Source organism: Lyngbya sp. PCC 8106 (genome assembly GCF_000169095.1).
GTDB lineage: Bacteria > Cyanobacteriota > Cyanobacteriia > Cyanobacteriales > Microcoleaceae > Capilliphycus.
The window spans coordinates 234,439-252,026 of the sequence record NZ_AAVU01000003.1 but is presented as its reverse complement, the minus strand read 5'-3'; the positions used below and the strand labels follow the sequence as shown (position 1 = coordinate 252,026).

Annotated in this window: 18 protein-coding genes; 7 read left to right on the top strand and 11 right to left on the bottom strand. The window is 37.4% G+C overall.

Translation table 11 applies throughout. From position 1 onward, the window contains the following. Positions 1-256: 256 nt before the first annotated feature. The 6 genes from L8106_RS31250 to L8106_RS03540 form a co-directional block, all read right to left on the bottom strand. Complete coding sequence (locus L8106_RS31250) at positions 257-493, bottom strand: DUF72 domain-containing protein (protein ID WP_232228425.1); 237 nt, start codon at positions 491-493, stop codon at positions 257-259. Positions 494-501: 8 nt separating this feature from the next. Next, positions 502-681: a hypothetical protein gene (locus tag L8106_RS31945; protein WP_009782824.1), complete on the bottom strand. Its 180-nt coding sequence runs from the start codon at positions 679-681 to the stop codon at positions 502-504. 174 nt (positions 682-855) lie between these two features. Further along, entirely contained in the window at positions 856-2,163 is a 1,308-nt protein-coding gene (locus L8106_RS03555; RefSeq protein ID WP_009782823.1) for a glycosyltransferase family 4 protein, read from the bottom strand. A 799-nt stretch (positions 2,164-2,962) separates the two neighbouring features. Then, a complete protein-coding gene (locus L8106_RS03550) occupies positions 2,963-4,018 on the bottom strand; it encodes a glycosyltransferase family 4 protein (RefSeq protein WP_009782822.1) in 1,056 nt (351 codons plus the stop codon). A gap of 75 nt (positions 4,019-4,093) precedes the next feature. Further along, positions 4,094-4,708, bottom strand: a complete 615-nt coding sequence (locus L8106_RS03545) for a WcaF family extracellular polysaccharide biosynthesis acetyltransferase (RefSeq protein WP_050779066.1) — start codon at positions 4,706-4,708, stop codon at positions 4,094-4,096. Further along, positions 4,611-5,294, bottom strand: coding sequence for a YdcF family protein (locus L8106_RS03540; RefSeq protein WP_009782820.1), 684 nt, complete (start codon positions 5,292-5,294; stop codon positions 4,611-4,613). The genes L8106_RS03545 and L8106_RS03540 overlap by 98 nt, the downstream gene beginning before the upstream one ends. Positions 5,295-5,722: 428 nt before the next feature. Between L8106_RS03540 and L8106_RS03535 the strand changes: the two genes are divergently transcribed. From L8106_RS03535 to L8106_RS03505, 7 genes are all read left to right on the top strand, one after another. Continuing rightward, positions 5,723-6,487 (top strand): PEP-CTERM sorting domain-containing protein, encoded by a 765-nt coding sequence (locus L8106_RS03535; RefSeq protein ID WP_009782819.1) that lies wholly within the window; start codon positions 5,723-5,725, stop codon positions 6,485-6,487. Positions 6,488-6,813: 326 nt separating this feature from the next. Further along, entirely contained in the window at positions 6,814-7,419 is a 606-nt protein-coding gene (locus tag L8106_RS03530; RefSeq protein ID WP_009782818.1) for a PEP-CTERM sorting domain-containing protein, read from the top strand. A 674-nt stretch (positions 7,420-8,093) separates the two neighbouring features. After that, positions 8,094-8,750, top strand: coding sequence for a PEP-CTERM sorting domain-containing protein (locus tag L8106_RS03525; protein WP_009782817.1), 657 nt, complete (start codon positions 8,094-8,096; stop codon positions 8,748-8,750). 73 nt (positions 8,751-8,823) lie between these two features. Beyond that, positions 8,824-9,699, top strand: coding sequence for a cyanoexosortase A (crtA, locus tag L8106_RS03520; protein WP_039895457.1), 876 nt, complete (start codon positions 8,824-8,826; stop codon positions 9,697-9,699). Further along, entirely contained in the window at positions 9,696-10,349 is a 654-nt protein-coding gene (locus L8106_RS03515) for a cyanoexosortase A system-associated protein (protein WP_009782815.1), read from the top strand. Before crtA ends, L8106_RS03515 begins: the two co-directional genes overlap by 4 nt. A 49-nt stretch (positions 10,350-10,398) precedes the next feature. Next, entirely contained in the window at positions 10,399-11,142 is a 744-nt protein-coding gene (locus L8106_RS03510; protein ID WP_009782814.1) for an HpsJ family protein, read from the top strand. A gap of 75 nt (positions 11,143-11,217) precedes the next feature. Then, a complete protein-coding gene (locus L8106_RS03505; RefSeq protein WP_009782813.1) occupies positions 11,218-11,505 on the top strand; it encodes a PqqD family peptide modification chaperone in 288 nt (95 codons plus the stop codon). Positions 11,506-11,703: 198 nt separating this feature from the next. Here the strand turns inward: L8106_RS03505 and L8106_RS03500 are convergent, their stop codons facing one another. The 5 genes from L8106_RS03500 to L8106_RS03480 form a co-directional block, all read right to left on the bottom strand. After that, a complete protein-coding gene (locus L8106_RS03500) occupies positions 11,704-12,471 on the bottom strand; it encodes a glycosyltransferase family 2 protein (RefSeq protein ID WP_009782812.1) in 768 nt (255 codons plus the stop codon). Positions 12,472-12,526: 55 nt separating this feature from the next. After that, a complete protein-coding gene (locus tag L8106_RS03495; protein ID WP_009782811.1) occupies positions 12,527-13,660 on the bottom strand; it encodes a glycosyltransferase family 4 protein in 1,134 nt (377 codons plus the stop codon). Positions 13,661-13,772: 112 nt separating this feature from the next. Continuing rightward, the gene (locus tag L8106_RS03490) at positions 13,773-14,996 is read right to left on the bottom strand and encodes a glycosyltransferase (protein WP_009782810.1); all 1,224 of its coding nucleotides are present in this window, start codon (positions 14,994-14,996) and stop codon (positions 13,773-13,775) included. Between the two features lie 29 nt (positions 14,997-15,025). After that, the gene (locus tag L8106_RS03485; RefSeq protein ID WP_009782809.1) at positions 15,026-16,171 is read right to left on the bottom strand and encodes a glycosyltransferase; all 1,146 of its coding nucleotides are present in this window, start codon (positions 16,169-16,171) and stop codon (positions 15,026-15,028) included. Positions 16,172-16,225: 54 nt separating this feature from the next. Next, entirely contained in the window at positions 16,226-17,470 is a 1,245-nt protein-coding gene (locus tag L8106_RS03480; RefSeq protein WP_009782808.1) for a glycosyltransferase, read from the bottom strand. Positions 17,471-17,588: the final 118 nt, after the last annotated feature.

The window sequence follows — 17,588 nt, the reverse complement described above, 5'->3', positions numbered from 1 at the left end:
GAAATAGAGGAGAATGAGGGCGTTTTATCATCAAATTTAAAACGATTAAAGTGGAGTTTTAATGACAAATTATGTCCCTTCATTCGGAGTTGAAAGAGAGTATAACTTGGTATCTGAGATTAATCTAATTTTGTTAATTAGCTGAAGTGACTACATCTTGAAACTGAATTTTAACAATGGCTCGTCTCAATTAGTCATTTAAAAAGGATGGGTTGTTTGATGAATCTTTTTTGCTCAATAAATTCAGACTTGGAATTTACCATAAACTTAACTGAATTGGATTCTGATCGAGTTGATCCCACGGTAGAGTAGGGACACAAACTCTAGACTGTTCAAGCATTTTTTGAAACTGATGTGCATGAGAAGGTGATTTTTCTTCCCTCGGACAGTGCATGAAAAAATAAACCCGAGTTCCTTGAGAAAGCCATTGTTTAATTTGAGTCACCCATTCTTGCAAAAAAGGAACATTGATTGCCAATTTAGGATGAGAAATAAATCGAACTAAACTAAAGGATGTTGTTGTTTTAAATTGAACAGGAACATTCGGTTTCCGTCGTTTACTATGTAAAGTTTTAAGAAATCTGTTGAGCGACTTCCCGGTGGATAAAAATCACCAATCCAGTCTTTATAAGCCCAAACTGCACAACCGAGAAAAAATTGAGATTTGTGGGATTGAGTCATTAAAATTAAATTGCGGTCACACCATTTAAAACCTCTTGAATTTGATCATATCTAAATCACTCCTGAAATCATTTTCTGATTGTAGCAATCAAATTAAAACGGTATTCAGCATGAAGTTTGTACAAACTGAATACCCAATAGAGGAAAACCATGTTGAAAGTGAATCGATCAATTTTAAACTTTCACCTTTGACAAGGTGGTAAAATAGTGTTGAGCAATAATTTCAGGAGTTAACTTCGCTTCTAAATATTGACGACCAGCATCACCCATTTGAGTTGCTAATTGAGGGTCAGATGCTAGTAAACGAATAAACTGAGCGAGTTGAGTTCCATCTCTATTATCAAATGCAGCGCCACATTTTGCTTCTTCAAGCAGTTGACGTAAATAGGAATGGGATTCACAAACAACAGCAACCGGACGTCCTGCGGCTAAGACTCCATAAAATTTACTGGGGGCGACAATTCCTTCCATTCCTTCACTGACACTGACTAAGGAAAGATCACAAGCAGTTAGAGAATAGGGTAATACGGCTTTGTCTTGATAGGGTAAGAACACGCAGTTATCTAATCTTAATTCTTGTACTTTCTTCATGCAAGTCTCTCGCTTTGCTCCGCCACCAATGAAGACAAATTGAATCGGTTCATTTTGTAATTCGACAGCAGCTTCTATAATGGTGTCCATGTCATGACATCGACCCATATTACCGGAATATAATACGGTAAATTTTTCCAGTAGGTTGAATTCCCGGACAAACCAATTTTCGGTTTTATTCAGGGGTTTAATAAACTTAGAATCAGCCCAGTTTTGAATCACACTGATTTTAGGCTCAATCTGAGGACATTTAGCTATGATTCTATCTTTCATGGTTGAGCTGAGTACAATAATTGAGTCGGCTCTTTTCCAAACTTTACCGTTCATCCAATCCCAAAATTTAACGAGTGGGTTTTTGGGTGAAATTAAGCCAAGTTCTACAGCGACATCTGGATACAAATCATACAATAAACAAGCGTAATGCTGACCAAAACAGAGATGGGCTAAATAACCCAAAATGGTTAGGTATGGTGGTGCTGTTGTCAGCAATAAAACCTCTGAGCGGTTAACACTTCTGAGCAAGTGTAGACCTGATCTAAAGCAAAAAAATAATCCATTTAGAGCTTTACCTCTAATTCTTTTTGACCAAATCTGAGTGGTTCGGGTTCGCTGAATATGTACTCCTTTATCGATTTCTTTTTGAGGAGCTTTGCTATTTTGAAAGGCATATCCAGGCTGTCCTGTAAAGATTTTTACCCGCATTCCTAAGCTTTGGAGTTGAGTGGCTAGTTCTGCAATCAGTTGTCCTGTTGCGGCATAGTCTGGAGGATAAAATTGAGTAATAATTGCAAGTTGACTGGCTTGAAAACTGTGAAAATTAGTAGATTTTTCTGAGGTTTTCTGCTTGTCAACGGATGCAGTTTTTACTTTTCCCAGATGTATCTTAGACATTGTAGATTCGTTGATCATAACTAAAAGCTTAGATAGATTTAGCTAAATTGGATGCAATCAATTGTTAACCCTTCTTACAAAAATTGAAACAAATATCCGGAATTTACGAAGGTTTTATGAAAAGATTTTAATGTCTTTTTTATGAAAAAATAGAATATACTTTTGAGCGGTTTTTTATACTTAAAACAGTATATTTGATAACAATTTTTAATATTAAACTTGGTTTTAAGTTAATCCTGAAAATATCTATCGAGAGATAGACTAATAATATTTATGATTGACTTATAGTAAAGAGTTTACTGAAAAGAGATAATATTTAATTCAGTTCAAAGATAGAGGAAGTCAATTATTTTTTTAAATGACTCCATAGAAAGATTAAACTAAAAACTTTAGCAATAGAAGATTAAGTAATCTGACTTCATCTATTGCTTGAGGTTCAGCAAGTAATCAATACAAATTTAAGGAAAGATAGAAAGCCCTGGGGAAATAGCTATTTCATCAATCTTTACAATGCTTAGAACTTTGCTACATCCACTCAGTTTAACTACTAAGCCTAAGCAGTTGTTTTGACTCCCATTAATAGTAGTCTCTTTGATCAAATAAGTTACAGGGGTTTTTGTAAAGTTAACCTGATTTTATGTAAAGCTTTTGTAAAAAGACAGTCCATTTTGTGAACACAAAAAAAATCCTCTATCATCCCACTTATTGGGTTTGTGGTGTCTATAAAGGATAATTTTTTAGATCTCCGTAATCATAATATCATCAACTTTATTGAATGCAAGCAAAGTCTAAACAATGATTAATCAACTGAATTGAGCTGTTTATTCTCCCCCAAATTTCGACTCATATAAATGAGTAATCCGGTTGCTCCGAGTCCATAAAATATCCCACCTGGAATCCCAATAATTGCCAGAGCTAAACATCCCACCCATAACGTCAATGTATAGATATATAGAACAGTTAATCGTTGGGATAAACCTCGATTGAGCAGTCGGTGATGCAAATGACTTCGATCCGCATAAAAAGGGGATTTACCATCGGAAATTCGAGCGATAATCACAACTAACATATCTAAAATAGGAACAAATAAAATCAGAAAGGGAAGAATAACTAGACTAAAATCAGAGGTTTTCATCAATCCAATGACAGCCAAACTCGCGAGTGTAAATCCGATAAAATAAGACCCTCCATCTCCCATAAAAATTTGAGCGGGGCTAAAGTTATAGCGGAGAAATCCTAGAGTTGCAGTGGCTAAAGTCACAGCAATTAAAGCGGCTGCGGGTTGATTGATGGACAAACAAATCACCAACATGATACAAGCTGAAATTCCCGATATTCCTGCTGCTAGTCCGTCTAAACCATCCATCCAGTTAATCGCATTGACAACTCCGGCTAACCAAATAATGGTAATTGGTAAACTCAAAAGACCTAAAGGGATTAATCCGAATCCGGGAATGGGTAGGAATTCAATCCTCACTCCAACAATCCAGACTAAACTAGCAACGCCGAATTGTAGTCCTAATCGGGTAAAGGGAGATAAATCCGATAAATCATCGGTTAATCCAATCAGAAAAAATAAGAATCCTCCGACAATGACTCCCCAAAATTCTAAGATTTTGACGGGAGGTAAACAGGTGAAATCATCAAATAATCCAACAATTAAACAGCTACTTAGGGTTGCCAAACAGATTGCAATTCCACCCAAACGAACAATCGGCTTGTCGTGAATTTTTCGTTCTCCAGGATGATCAAAATATCCAGTATTTAGACCGATTGATCGAACAAGCGGTGTACTTAAGAGAACAATAAGGATAGAAAGAATGAAGGCAACCCCATAAGGATAAAAAAATACCATAGTGTGGGGAAATGAAGAGTGTCAAGGTTGCGCGATTTCCATTCCTCTATACCAAATTGTCATTTCATATCCGGATTACTCAGCAACAGAGAATTTGGAATCGGGGGTGAGAGATTCGGAAGTGTTTTGAATCATTTCTGGAATAGCTTCTCGAATGGTTCGTTTTTTAATCAGTTGAGCGGGATTTCCAGCATAAATGGTCATCGCTGCGAGAGAATGTCCGGTTACACTTCCTAGCCCTAAAATTGCACCCTGACCGACTCGGACTCCTGGCCCAATAATGGCTCGGGCTGCTATCCAACTCCTCTGTTCAATGTAAATTTCGGCGGTGATTAGTTGAAAATGGGGATCACTCCAATCATGGTTTCCCGTACACAGATAAATATCCTGAGACAGACAAACGTGACTTTCAATCGTAACGAGGGCTAAATTATCAATCCAGGCATTTTCACCAATCCAAACATGATCCCCAACGGTTAAACGCCAGGGAAATTTGATGCGAACTCCGGGCTTGATCCGCACGCCTTGACCAATTTTGGCACCAAATCGACGCAAAATTAAGACTTTCAAGCCTGAAAATGGGAGTAGTCGGCTACGAACGAGGGGGTCGCCGAGAAAGAACCACAGAAGTTGTTGGAATAGGGGAGCGCCGGGAGTGTAGGTTCCAGTCGTGTATTGGTTTAAACGCATGAGTCATTGCTACTCTAGGGTTAAGACTTGCTCCGGTTCGCCCTGTGATCACCCACAGAATAGAACGTCCCATATCCCGCCAGATCCGCAAGGAGGATTCTTCTTTTTCTGGAGTTGGAACGGCAACTGGGGTAAAGGTGATTCCTTGACTTCCGAGTACAATCGTGGCGATCGCTTGGGAGCGAGGGAGATGAAAATCTGAGGTAATTAAGTAAATATGTTGGATATTCCGTTGTTTGAACTCATCGACCATTGAGGTAAAATTTGTTACCGTATCCACCGCGAGATAATCGAGGTGAACCCGACGATCCGGGACTCCTGCGGCGCGAAAAATATCCATCGCAGGTTCACGGGGAATTCCAGATGACACCCAAATGTCTAAGTCGGGGTGATCTTGGGCGAATTGAGCGGTAAACAGTTCTCGATTTGATCCTCCCCCCAGGGTGAGAATGGCTTGGGGTTGGGGGGCTTGAGAGTGAGCGATCGCCAGTTGGACTGGAATAATGCTGATCAGAAATAGAAGCAGAATTGAGCCAGCCCAGATAATCCAATGGTCGGGTGATTGTGTGCGCTGAAACCACTTCATAAATTCGCTGTTTTACTATTATAGTAACTGATGCTAAGTTAGATCGGGGAGTAAAGATTGATTCTGGGTTTGGTATCTGTCGATCAGAGGAAGACAAATTGCTCTGATCTGAGTTAAATTTTGACTCAACTTTGGATTAAGAGGAGGTTATTTAAAGCCAGTTTATTATTTTACCAATAAAGTAATAAGATTACGTAAAATCGCTCAAATTTTTCCTGAGAAAATTCTCACATTCTGTAAAATGAACCAGAATGATTTGAGTGCTGGATTGAATCTCTACTCGTAATAACAGAGTAAGGATTTTCTCAACAAACTCCCATTCATCTGTTGAATTTAATCCTATCCCCCTCTTTCTGAGTCACCCAATAAGCAATTGCTTTTGACAACAGCTCCAAAGTTTGGATTCAACTCCTGGAGAAATTAATTTCATGTTCAATCCCATCGCTTCTATCTACCACTCAACTCTAACCGCAGGTGTTGCTAGTTTAATTAGTTTTGCAGCCCTGTTTGGATTGGAGAATTCGGCTCAAGCTATCGTCCTCAACGGTGGTTTTGAGACGGGTGATTTCTCTACTGAATGGATGTCCATTGGTGACACTCGCATTGTCACAAATACTTATGGTGTAACTTCGACTGAAGGGGAGTTTCAAGCCTTAATTACAAGTAAATACGGCTCGGTTACAGATCCCGATTTGGAATCTTTCCTCGATTTATCTCTAGGGAATCTAGATACTCTATTGTCAGCCAAGGTTGTTGAAGGTTCAGCGCTCAAACAAACGCTCACCGTTCGAGCGGGAGAGACTCTCAGGTTTTCTTGGAATTTCCTCTCCAATGAAACTGTATTTGATAATAATGAGCAAACGTTCAATGACTTGGCGTTTGTCTCCATTGGAAGTACAGTTCTAAAAATTGCCGATACTTCTAGTTTAGCCAATCCGTCGAACACCATCTTTAATACAGAAACCGGATACAAAACCTTTTCCTACACCTTCACTCAAGGAGGAACCTATCTATTAGGAATTGGGGTTGTAGATGTGGATGATAGTAATGATTTCTTCCCCTCGGGTTTGTTGGTGGACAATGTGGAAATTCAATCTGTTCCTGAACCGATGACGATTTTAGGTTCGTTAGTTGCATTAGGAATGGGGGCGCTTCTCAAAAAGCATCGTTCCCAAGACCAGAACCAAGATTAAATCTCATCGCTTCTAGAATAGTTTTAACACGCGATCGCTTTGATTCTCTCGGAATTGAGGCGATTATTTTTTGGGGATCAACTTAATCTTTACAAAAGGGGGGGTTTTTTAAAGCTGAACCCTTGAGTATCTTCACAAATCCCCTAGAAATGTAAAAAACAGGGGGTTGATTCCTGAATATTTTTAAAAACGCTGTAAATTGAGGCGACTGAAGTGAACATCAATTTGGTTATTGCATTTCAGTACCAGACTCAAAAGTATTTTTTGAAACAAAAAACATCTGGGTGTCTCTATGCTCACACTCAATTTTTGGAGAAATGTCTTAGATGACAACTGTAAATTTTCTGAAAAAAGCTCTGATGGCGGCAACGGGTGCCACTGTTGTTACTCTCGCCGGAGGACAAGCAGCCGAAGCTGTTACTTTCAACTTTGGAGGATTTGACTTAGATAACTCTCTGTCTTTCTCTGAAGGCGGTATCGATCTCACAGCTACGGGATTTGCCACAAATGGCAACCGTCAGGTTTCGCGAGGGCCTAATGGTTTGGGAGTTTTTGGAGGTTTTGGTGACAGTTTTCAGGTTGATGGGTTAGGGTTTAACGAAACTCTCCAATTAGAGTTCAACAAGCAAATTAGTTTGGTTTCTGCAACCTTTTCGCGAGTTGGCTTTAACGATGACTTCCGACTCCTGGTTGATGGAAATCAGTTAGTTAGTGCTGATATTCCCGGTACTGGAACCTTCGATTTTACCTCATTTGCGCTAGCTGACAGAACAGGTTCTGTTTTAGGATTTACTGTCGCAGATAATAACGATGACTACTTCCTCCGTTCTATTGAAGTTGAACCTGTTCCCGAACCTTTAACCATCCTGGGTTCTCTATCTGCCCTCGGAATGGGTGCTGCGCTGAAGAAAAAACAGCAGAAAAAGAGCTAAATTTTACTCTCGTTATTCGACCCTCGATCTGTTGATTTTAACTCTCTAAACTATTCCTTTAACTTGAAGATAAAGGGATTGAGATAAAGTGTTTTTCCATTTTTTAATAGACAAAGCGATCGCAAATTTTCTGTTTTTGGAGATGCGATCGCTTATTTCGTGGCACAAATTATGATAATTTCTCTCAAATCTTTAAGTAATTTTAAGAAGACTGAAACTCTCACAATTTTCACAAAATGGGTGATTTTTGAAAGTTGAATTCAAGTTCAGTATACAAAATATAAAGAGTCTGTAAAGCTATAGTGGTAAATCCGGAAAAGTATTCCAAGTTTGGAAAAGGGGAGTAATGATTTAACTCCGTAAATACACGGTTAAGTCTAATCAGTAACTATACCTTCAACTCCGAGAAGGATTCGGAAATCAAAAAAGAGGAGTAATGATCAGGCTTCAGAGTTTACGGTAGGGTCAAGCCATAAACACAACAAGTTAAGGATTAAATTTGGCACTGAAGCCTGTCATCAAGAGTTTTTTAACAACAAGGGAACACTACCAAAGCTACATTATTGAACCCAGCCACCTTTGAAGTTACAACTTTTTTGTAATTTCATCTGTGAGGTAATGATTTTAGTTGCCTCTTTCTAATGTAAACAACGATTTTTTGGGGAATTTGTGTTATGACAGTTTCATCTGTTCTAAAAACATTATCAGTCGCTACGACAGGAGCTATTGCAATCGCTTTCTCTGCGGGAGAAGCAGCACAGGCTGTCTTCATCGATTTCAGACGTCCTGGCCAACCCGTTGACTTCTTTCCTGAGTTAACTTTTTTCTCTCCATCTGGATTAAACGTCACCGCAACTGGTGCTACTCTAAATGGAGTTTCAAAAAACATTAATCAAAGCCAATTTGGTTTAGGGATCGGAAATGTTAGTCCTATTGAAGTTAATGGTCGTCCAGGAATCGCTAATGACGAAGTTTTAAGTCTTGATTTTTCAACTAAGGTCAAGGTCAATGAAGTTCTGTTTAGTCTAGCTAGTGGAGAGGATAACGTCTCGTTCCGATTAGATGGCGATAACAGTAAAAGCTTACTCAATCAAGTGCTAGGTGCTTCTGGTGTTTTTAGCTTTTCTGGAACATCTCTCGAAAATATATTTGCTGATGTCGTTGAGATTGGAGCTTTACAACCTAATGATTCCTTCTTCATTGCAGGAATCGATGTTGAACCGATTCCTGAACCCTTTACTATCTTGGGTTCTTTATCTGCTTTAGGTGCTGGAACTTTGATGAAAAAACAATACGAAAAGCGCCAAAACAAAGTCAATTCTGATGCCTAATTGATTGATAAAATTACCTAGAATAACCCCTTCATTCTCTCTCAGTGAGGGGGTTTTCTGACTATAAATGCTGATGGCTATGAATGCAACTTATCCTGTATTATTTCAACGCCTCAAAACCTCTCCCTTCTGGCTTTTAACAATTGGTTCCGGCTTGATGGCGATTCATCTGACGTTAGTTTGGAGAGCGGATAATCCTAATACACTCGGCACCAGTATTTTATTTTGGTCTGCTGTTGCATCATTGGTTTGGCAAAGACGCGATGACTTGAAACTCGAAAGCGGAGTATTTGCGAGTCTCGTTGGTTTTTTGCTCATTGCTATCATTTTGATTAGAAGTGCTTCAATTCCGTTAGGGGGAAATTTCTTTGATTTGATTCCAGTTTTGTCAGGTTTAGGACTGGGGTTACTCGCCTCTGGTTTTCGGGGATTAAAACAATATTGGACTGAGTTAGTCGCTCTATTTTTTATTGGCGCTCCTCGTTTACTAGAACCTTGGATTGTTGATATTTCACCAATTACAGCAAAATTTTCTGCATTTATATTGTGGTATTCCGGTTTTGAAGCCAAACTTAATGGAGTATATATCAGTTTACCAACCGGAACTGTAGAAGTTTATCCGGGGTGTTCGGGTATCGAAACCATGATTCATTTGTCAGGTTTAGCACTACTGTTTCTGCTGATGTTTCCGACGAATTGGATACAGAAAATTTTTGTACCCATCGTGGCTTTAAGTATAGGATTTTTTGTGAATGGATTTCGGGTCATGTTGTTGGCTATTTTAGTTGCACAGAATAATACAGAAGCTTTTGACTATTGGCATCATCGCGATGGTTCATTTGTTTTTTCTATTATAGCTGTGTTGCTGTTTGGGTTATTTTGCTGGTTTTTATTACAACAAAGTGATCAGGAACCCCAAGAAAATAAAATAGAGGGTTATGAGTTATGAAGTTTTGGCATCAACTGCGAACTCCTCTGTTAGTATTTACGGGTAGCTTTGTGATCTTAGTTTTAGCCCGAGTTGTGTTTGCATCTTCTACTCAAACTCTTAGCAAAGCAACTATAAATTTACCCGAAGTAGTGCCATTGTCTGAGTGGGATATCGCTAGTTCTACTGTTGAAAAAACTGATAAAGAATCCCTATTTAAGCCACCAGATCAACGCTATAAATATGTTCAGAATAATATTGATCTGAATATTGAAATGCGCTATCTTACCGGAGGAGATATAGAGAAAATGGTTGAAAAATATCAGCTTTCTCCATCATTCCCTCTAGTCCGTCAGCAAGATAAAGTCGGTTTTTATGGGCTTTTCGTTACTCAAGATCAAGCTTATCTCAGTGCTTGTATCAACCCGAAGGGAATCAGTACGTTTACTCGCAAGCAATACCAACAGAATCAGTCTATTTATACCCTAGAATGGAATCGCTTTATTCCCTGGTTTTTGGGACAAAAACAACTGCGAAAACGGGGATGTTTGTGGGCAAATTTATCAATTCCTCTAGAAGATTCTTCCCCAGAAGCGGCTTATCAAGTCTTAGAGAAAGCTTGGTTTTCCTGGTATACATGGTGGTCTGCTAACTTTCCCAGTTTAAACTGAGAGGGTTGACGATCTCATTTAGTCAACTTTTTATTTTTTCTTAGTAGCTATGACTCAAGTAGATAGTTCTTCTTCTAATCAATCTGTAGAAGTTTTACGACGTTTTAATATCAGTCTTCTACGTTCTATTAATCTCATTCGATGGGTAGGATATGGATTTTTAGTTCTGAGTTTATTTGACTTAATTGATATCTTGTATCCACCTGACTTTATGAATCCTTCTTGGGAATTACAAACAATGGGACAGTTAGTGGAACGAGTGGCTGTTCCTCTCCTCGGATTTGTCTTAATCTTTTTTGGTGAACGCAATTCCAGAGATCGTTGGGAAATTCCAGTTGTGAGTTTTTTATCTTGGTTAACTTTATTCTATGGAGTTATCTTTTTATTACTCATTCCTCTTGGATTGTTTAATACTTTGAGAATTGATCGTCAAGCCAATCAACAAATCTCGACTCAGGTTAATCAAGTTCAAACTCAGATTAAACAAGTTAAAGATCAACTTAAAACGGTCAATAATCCGACAGAAATGGAAAGTTTACTGAGTCAGATTAACCCTCAAGGAGGTGTACCAGAAATTGACAGTTTCCAGCAATTTGAAGATATCAAAAATCGTCTATCAACTGTTGTAGAAAATAGCGACAAACAACTCACAACTCGAGCAAAAGAAGCTCGTAGTACCCAACGCCAAAACCTTTTTAAGCGTTCGATTAAATGGAATTTAGGGGCTTTGATTACCAGTGCTTTATTTATTAGTCTGTGGAAAGGAACAGTCTGGGCGAGACAAAAATGGTAATTTGATTATTATTTAGCCATAATAAATAGCACTAAACAGCAAATTTTGTCTGCTTGTCGTTTGAGATAAAGTTCTATGGAAGAAAGATCAAAAGTTGTTGCTATTCCCGATCAAATCTCTACTCATTTGGGCGGAGAGACTTTGATTTTACATCTAACATCTGGAACATATTATGGTTTGAATCCAGTCGGAAAAAGAATTTGGGATCTGATTCAGGAGCCAAAAACGGTTGCAGAAATTAGAGACACTTTACTGACTGAATATGAGGTGGATCTTGAACAATGCGATCGCGATCTCAAAGCAATATTACAACAATTGTCAGAACAACAATTAATTAAGATTGATGACGAAACAACTGCATAAGTTTTTGACTCTGGCAAATCACAGTTACTAATTTCTAATTAAAGCCTTAATTTTGATCAAATTAAACCCATAAGAATTAAGGCTTTTTAAAAGTTGATCTTTAATTATACTTAAAATAATTAAGACAATTATTGATTGAATAAGTTGATTTAATTGAATATACTTCAGCCTTGTATTAATATTTTTGCGATATAATATTTAAGTTTTATTGATTTCTTTTTCAATTAACCGAACTGACAGCAAAATTTCTGCTAAAGTTCGTTGAAAGGCATAATACAATCCTGCCCAACCATCCAAAACTCCACCTTTTAATATTAAGCAATAAAAGAGAATAATCAGAGGAGCAAAAATCATTTTTTGTCGGATGCGATCACTCAAACTTAATTCTGATACGGGTGTTTCTTGAAGTTTTTTAGCTTCGATAATCATGTAGCGATCTTGCGCCCATAGCCAACGACCAAGAGACTTACGATCATCGTGATTAATATAAGAAGATAACATTCCTGAGTTACCTTGAACTTTTAATAATTGTGTATGTCCATCATCAATATAAACACCTTTTTCTCGTTTAAATAAAACCTCTCGGGGCGGAAGTATTGTTCCTCGTAAAGGTTGACCAAAAACACAGTATCTAAATCGCACAAAATAACTATCAAATTGAGTCTCAAGAGAAAGCATTTTGATTTCCTCAATCAGTTTATCTGTTAACTGATAATCCGCATCGAGAGACAAAACCCATTCTGATGTGACTTGTTCTAAACCATAGTTCCATTGATGGGTATGAGTATCAAACTCTCGTTGAAATATCTCAACTTGGGGATAAGACTTCAATATTTTTAGGGTTGAGTCTGTACTGTAGCTATCAATAACTACAATTCGTTTAGCCCAAGTAAGCTGTTTAAGCGTGCGATCAATGTTGGGAGACTCGTTGTAAGTGAGAATCACAGGGGTTATTTTTTCTAGCATAAAATCGGAACTTAATTTTATAGAATTGAGTTTTAAATATATAAAATTAATCTCTCTATTGATTAATTAATTCTGCAAAATCATCTAGATATACTTTTGCAATTTGTTCATAGCTATAGTGCTGCGCTTTCTTAGCCACATTTTGCCCAATATTCATCGTTTTTTCCCAATTTTGAATAGCTAAGGCAAATTTTTCAGCGAGATTTTGTACTGCGTTTTCACTACGATGATCAAAAAAGTAGCCGTCAATTCCGTCTTGAATATAATCTTCAAAACAAGCAAGATTAGAAACAATAGGAACTAAACCTGTTGCCATTGCTTCGAGAGGTGCAACTGGAAAAGCTTCTCCTTTTTCGGCTAGGGAAGGATAGCAAAATAAGTCAGCCGAACGATAAGTATCAGCAAGTTTACAAGGCTCAAAAATTGGATCAACAAAATCAATCGGTAAACCTTGAGCTTTAGTTTTAAGTATGCGTAAATATTCTTCTCCTCCGCCTCCTTGATTTCCTTTAATGGGGCCGACTATCTTTAAGCTAACTGGAAAATTTTTTTGAACTAAAATACCAAAGGCTTCTATAAGAAGATGAATCCCTTTTTCAGGATGAACTCGACCAACATATAGAATTGTTTTTTCCGTTCGATTAACTTTAGGATAAGTTGGAGGCGAAAAGATAGAAGTATCAATCGGATTTGGAATAATTCGCATTCGAGGAATAGCGGCTGGATATTCTTGGGCTATTCCCTGTTGAATAACACGAGATAAAGCCACAAACCGAGTTACACCTGCATACAAACCTAAGCGATATTGACCTTTTGGAAATCGACCTGCATGAATGACAATTTTACCTGCATCCGGACGAAAAGTAGCGGCAAAAGCAGGCAACCAAAAATCATTAATAATTAGAATATCTGCCGAAGGTAAAGTCGGAAATGTTGTCAAACTATAAGCAAAATCTTTAACTAAATCTAGATAAATATTTGTGCTTTGAGGAAGTCCACCTCGACGAATATAGGTGACTTTATTCCTAATTTCGTGATTGGGTTGACCTGGATAGGAACGACAGAGAATTTTAACTTGATGACCTTGAGTTGCAAAAGATTCTGCTAAACCTTGCCAAATTCTTCCTGTTGAACCCCCTTGCAAGGCTGGAACAGGAAGCCAAGGGCCTGTCACAATAGTAATTCGCATGAAAGTAGGTGAGTTTAGGGTAACTTTAGAGCCTTAAAATACTCATATTCCAACCCTTTCTTCCAACGTTAAATGAGATATCCGGAGTGATTGATGATTTCCATAAAAATAGTTAATCTAGATGAATACTATTCGGATGATTACCCTCTCCTAATATCCAGTGATAAACTTTTGACATTTCCTCAGCAATTACATCCCAAGAATATTTTTTCTCAACCATTATTCGTCCTTTATATCCCATTTCTTGACGTTCCTGATCTGACAAGTTTATTGCTTCGAGTAGAGCTTTTTTTAATGCTTCTTGGTTGTCATCAATCCACCAACCACAATTGTATTCAACTAACTCTTTCCAAGGCGCACCTTTAGTTGTGATAGCAGGAGTACCATAAGCGAGAGACTCAGCAATAGCAATTCCAAAGTTTTCTGAATGAGTCGGTAAGACAAATAAATCAGATTGACTGAGAGCGGTGACTTTCAGTTCTCCTGATAGCATCCCCGTAAATGTAACTTTTTCTGTTAGTTGTAACTGAGTTGTTAAAGATTCAAGTTTTGCTTTATAGGAAATTAAATCCGGGCCAGCAATAATTAAGTGCCAGTTGGGAAATTGATTGACTAATGATTGCCAAACATAGAGAAGATTATCTATTCCCTTTTTCGGATGTAGTCTCGATAAAAAGAGCAACCATTTTTTGTTATTGAGTTTGGGAAAAGTTTGAATTAAGACTTCTCGCTTGGGTAAGTTAGAAAGTGATGGAATAGTGATTCCATTAGGAATTAATGCAATGGGTTGTTTATAACCGAGTCGGCGAATTGACTGTACTTCTTCATCTGAAGTCGCATGAAAAGCAGTCGCACTCTTTAGATTTTTACGTTCATATAAAATCCAAGCTAATCTTTTTTTGTACCAACTATGTTTTAGTGACCAGGATTCTAACATTCCTCTGGGAGAAATAACGAGAGGTAATTGATTAATCAAAGCAGCTTGACGAGCATAAATATTAGGAAACATCCATAATCCATGATTATGAATTAGATCGATTTCGGCAGAAGCTAGTTGCTCAAGATGTTGATAAGCACTAGGTTGAAAACCTCGCAAATATCGAGCAATTGGAGTTGCATTATAGCTATGAAGTTTGACTCCATTTGTTGCCAGTTGATGACCAACTTTTTGATAATTTAAGGTGAACAGGTGAGGAAATATTTGTTGTTCAGATAAAGCTTGGGTCAGATGGGTAACTGAATAAGCTGGCCCTCCAACTTCTTCATTAATACTGGCAACAACGTGACAAATATGAGGATAACAGTTTTGAGGTTTGATGGCTAATTTTTGAGACATTTCAGATGATCCTGTGGGTAGATAAAGTTTTAAAAATTACTAATATATTGATTTAAGCAAGCTGTAAACTGCTCAAATCCATAAATTTCAATAACTTTTTTTCGTAATTTTTCGGGTTGATACATCAGAGGAAGTGGATAGGTCTGTTGTAAGATTTTAATTAATGTTTGAGTAATTTCTTTGGTATCATCTGGATTGACTAAAGCTCCCAGTTCACCTTGATACAAAGCATCAATTGCACCATCTTGATTACCTGCTAAGACAGGTTTTCCACAGGCTAAAGCTTCTAAAAAAACAATACCAAAGCCTTCTAGTTTACTTGGCATTGCAAACACATCACAAAGATTATAATGATCACAAAGTTCTGAATCAGGAACAAATCCGGCTAGTGTAACGCAGTCTTGAAGTTTATGTTGAGCAATTGATTGTTCTAGGCGAGGTCGGTCGTCTCCTTTACCTGCAATAATATAATGAATATTAGGTATAGCTTGACGAATTTGCGGTAATACTTCTAAAATTTTGTCGTAACCTCGATAAGATTCCTGACTGACTAAACGATTAACTGTTAATATAATGGGCTGTTCTGGTTTGAGTTTATATCGCTCTAATAGATAGGAAGATTTGCTAGAAATTGTAAATCGATTGCTGTCGAATGTATTCGGTAAAAGAGAGAGTTTTTTGGGGTCGAGATGTTGTTCTTGAATTAAGCGATTGCGTGTGTAGTTGCTAACACAGAGAATTTTATCTGCATTATGAAGTGCTTTTTTTCGAGCAGGATTTTGAATATTCCATGCTTCTATTCCATGTGCTATTGTCCAATACGGAATACCTCGTAGTCGTTTTAAATAGTCCGCCGCTATGGTAAAGTTCAGGTGAGTGCTAATAATCAGATCAGGATGTTGTAAAATTCCACTACTAAGTATTTGACTAGCAAAAATTCCAGTTCTCGCTTTCATTGGCCATGTTCCCGAAAAGTGGAAGTTAGTATTTTTACAAGTAGCAAGTTTGTCAGAAGCCTGAGTATCATGCTTTAAAAAAACATCGTATTGAATCTGGCTATTAATATTTTGTAAAGCTTCTAAAAAAAACGATGAGTAAACTTGAATACCTCCTTTAAATTCAAACATATTAGGAAGCCAAAGATGAATTTTATTAAACTTGTTATGTTTGGGCATAGAGAGGCTATAAATTTAAAAGAGTAAGTTAGATTTTTTTCAGAAATCAATCTTCTAAAAATGAATAGAATCTGGCGGGTTATATCCTCGGATAATCCATTGATATACTTTTGACATTTCTTGGGCAATTGAGTTCCAAGAATATTGAGTTTTGACTAAATTTCTTCCCCTTAATCCCATTGCTTGACGTTCTTGATCTGAGAGTTGCATGGCTTCAGTTAAAGCACCTGCAAGTGTGGGTTGTGTATTTTCTATCCACCAGCCACACTCATAGATTAATAAGTCTTTCCAAGGCGCTCCTTTAGTTGTAATCACTGGAACTCCATAGGCTAAAGCTTCTGCAATTGCAATACCAAAATTTTCAGAATGGGTCGGTAAAACAAACAAGCTAGCATTAGTTAATGCAGTCTTTTTTTTATCTGCTGAAAGCATCCCTGTAAATGTGACACGCTGCTGAATTCCTAATTCTGCGACTAATAGTTCTAGTTTTGTTTGATATCCTAATGAATCAGGCCCAGCGATAATTAAATGCCAATCGTCGAAAATCTCTGAGATTATTTTCCATGTTAATAGGAGATTATCTACTCCTTTTTTTGGGTGTATTCTTGACAAAAAAAGTAACCACTTTTTGTTTTTTAGCTCTGGAAAATATTGAGTCAGAATCTCTCGATCATATTGAATAATTGGATCTTCAAATTCTACTCCATTAGGAATAATTGCAACAGGTTGTCGAAATCCTAAACTCCGAATTGCCAATAATTCTTCCAAAGATGTTGCATGAAAGACTGTAGCACTTAATAAATTTTTGTATTCATATAATAACCAAGCTATACATTTTTTAAAATGATGAAATTTGATAGACCACGAACTCAGCATTCCGTGAGTTGAAATGACAAAAGGTAATTGATGTTTCAGGGCAGATTGACGTGCATAAAGATTGGGAAACATCCACAAACCATGATTGTGAATTAAATCCAATTCTGTTGCTGCTAATTCCCACAGCGCACGACTAGCCCTTGGATGAAGTCCTCGAACATAGCGAGCAATTCGGTTAGCACGATAGCTATGAACTTTAACTCCTGGTGTTGTAACTTGTTGACCACATTGCTGATAATCTAAGGTAAATAAATAAGAACATATTCCCTGATTAGCAAGAACTTCAGCAAGACTTGTAACGGCAAAAGCAGTACCGCCTGTCTGCTCATTGATACTAGCAACGACTTGACAAATCCGGAGTGGGTTTGTATGACTTGAAGTGAATGGCAAGGACTGACAACGAGTGTTATAATCAAACGTCATACAAATTTTATAAAAACTGTAAAAGATCTAAAAATAGTAGACACTTAATAAAATACAGAACTTATTACGTTGATCCGGAATTAAAAGTTTGATTTGATGTAATTTTTATATTTTAACT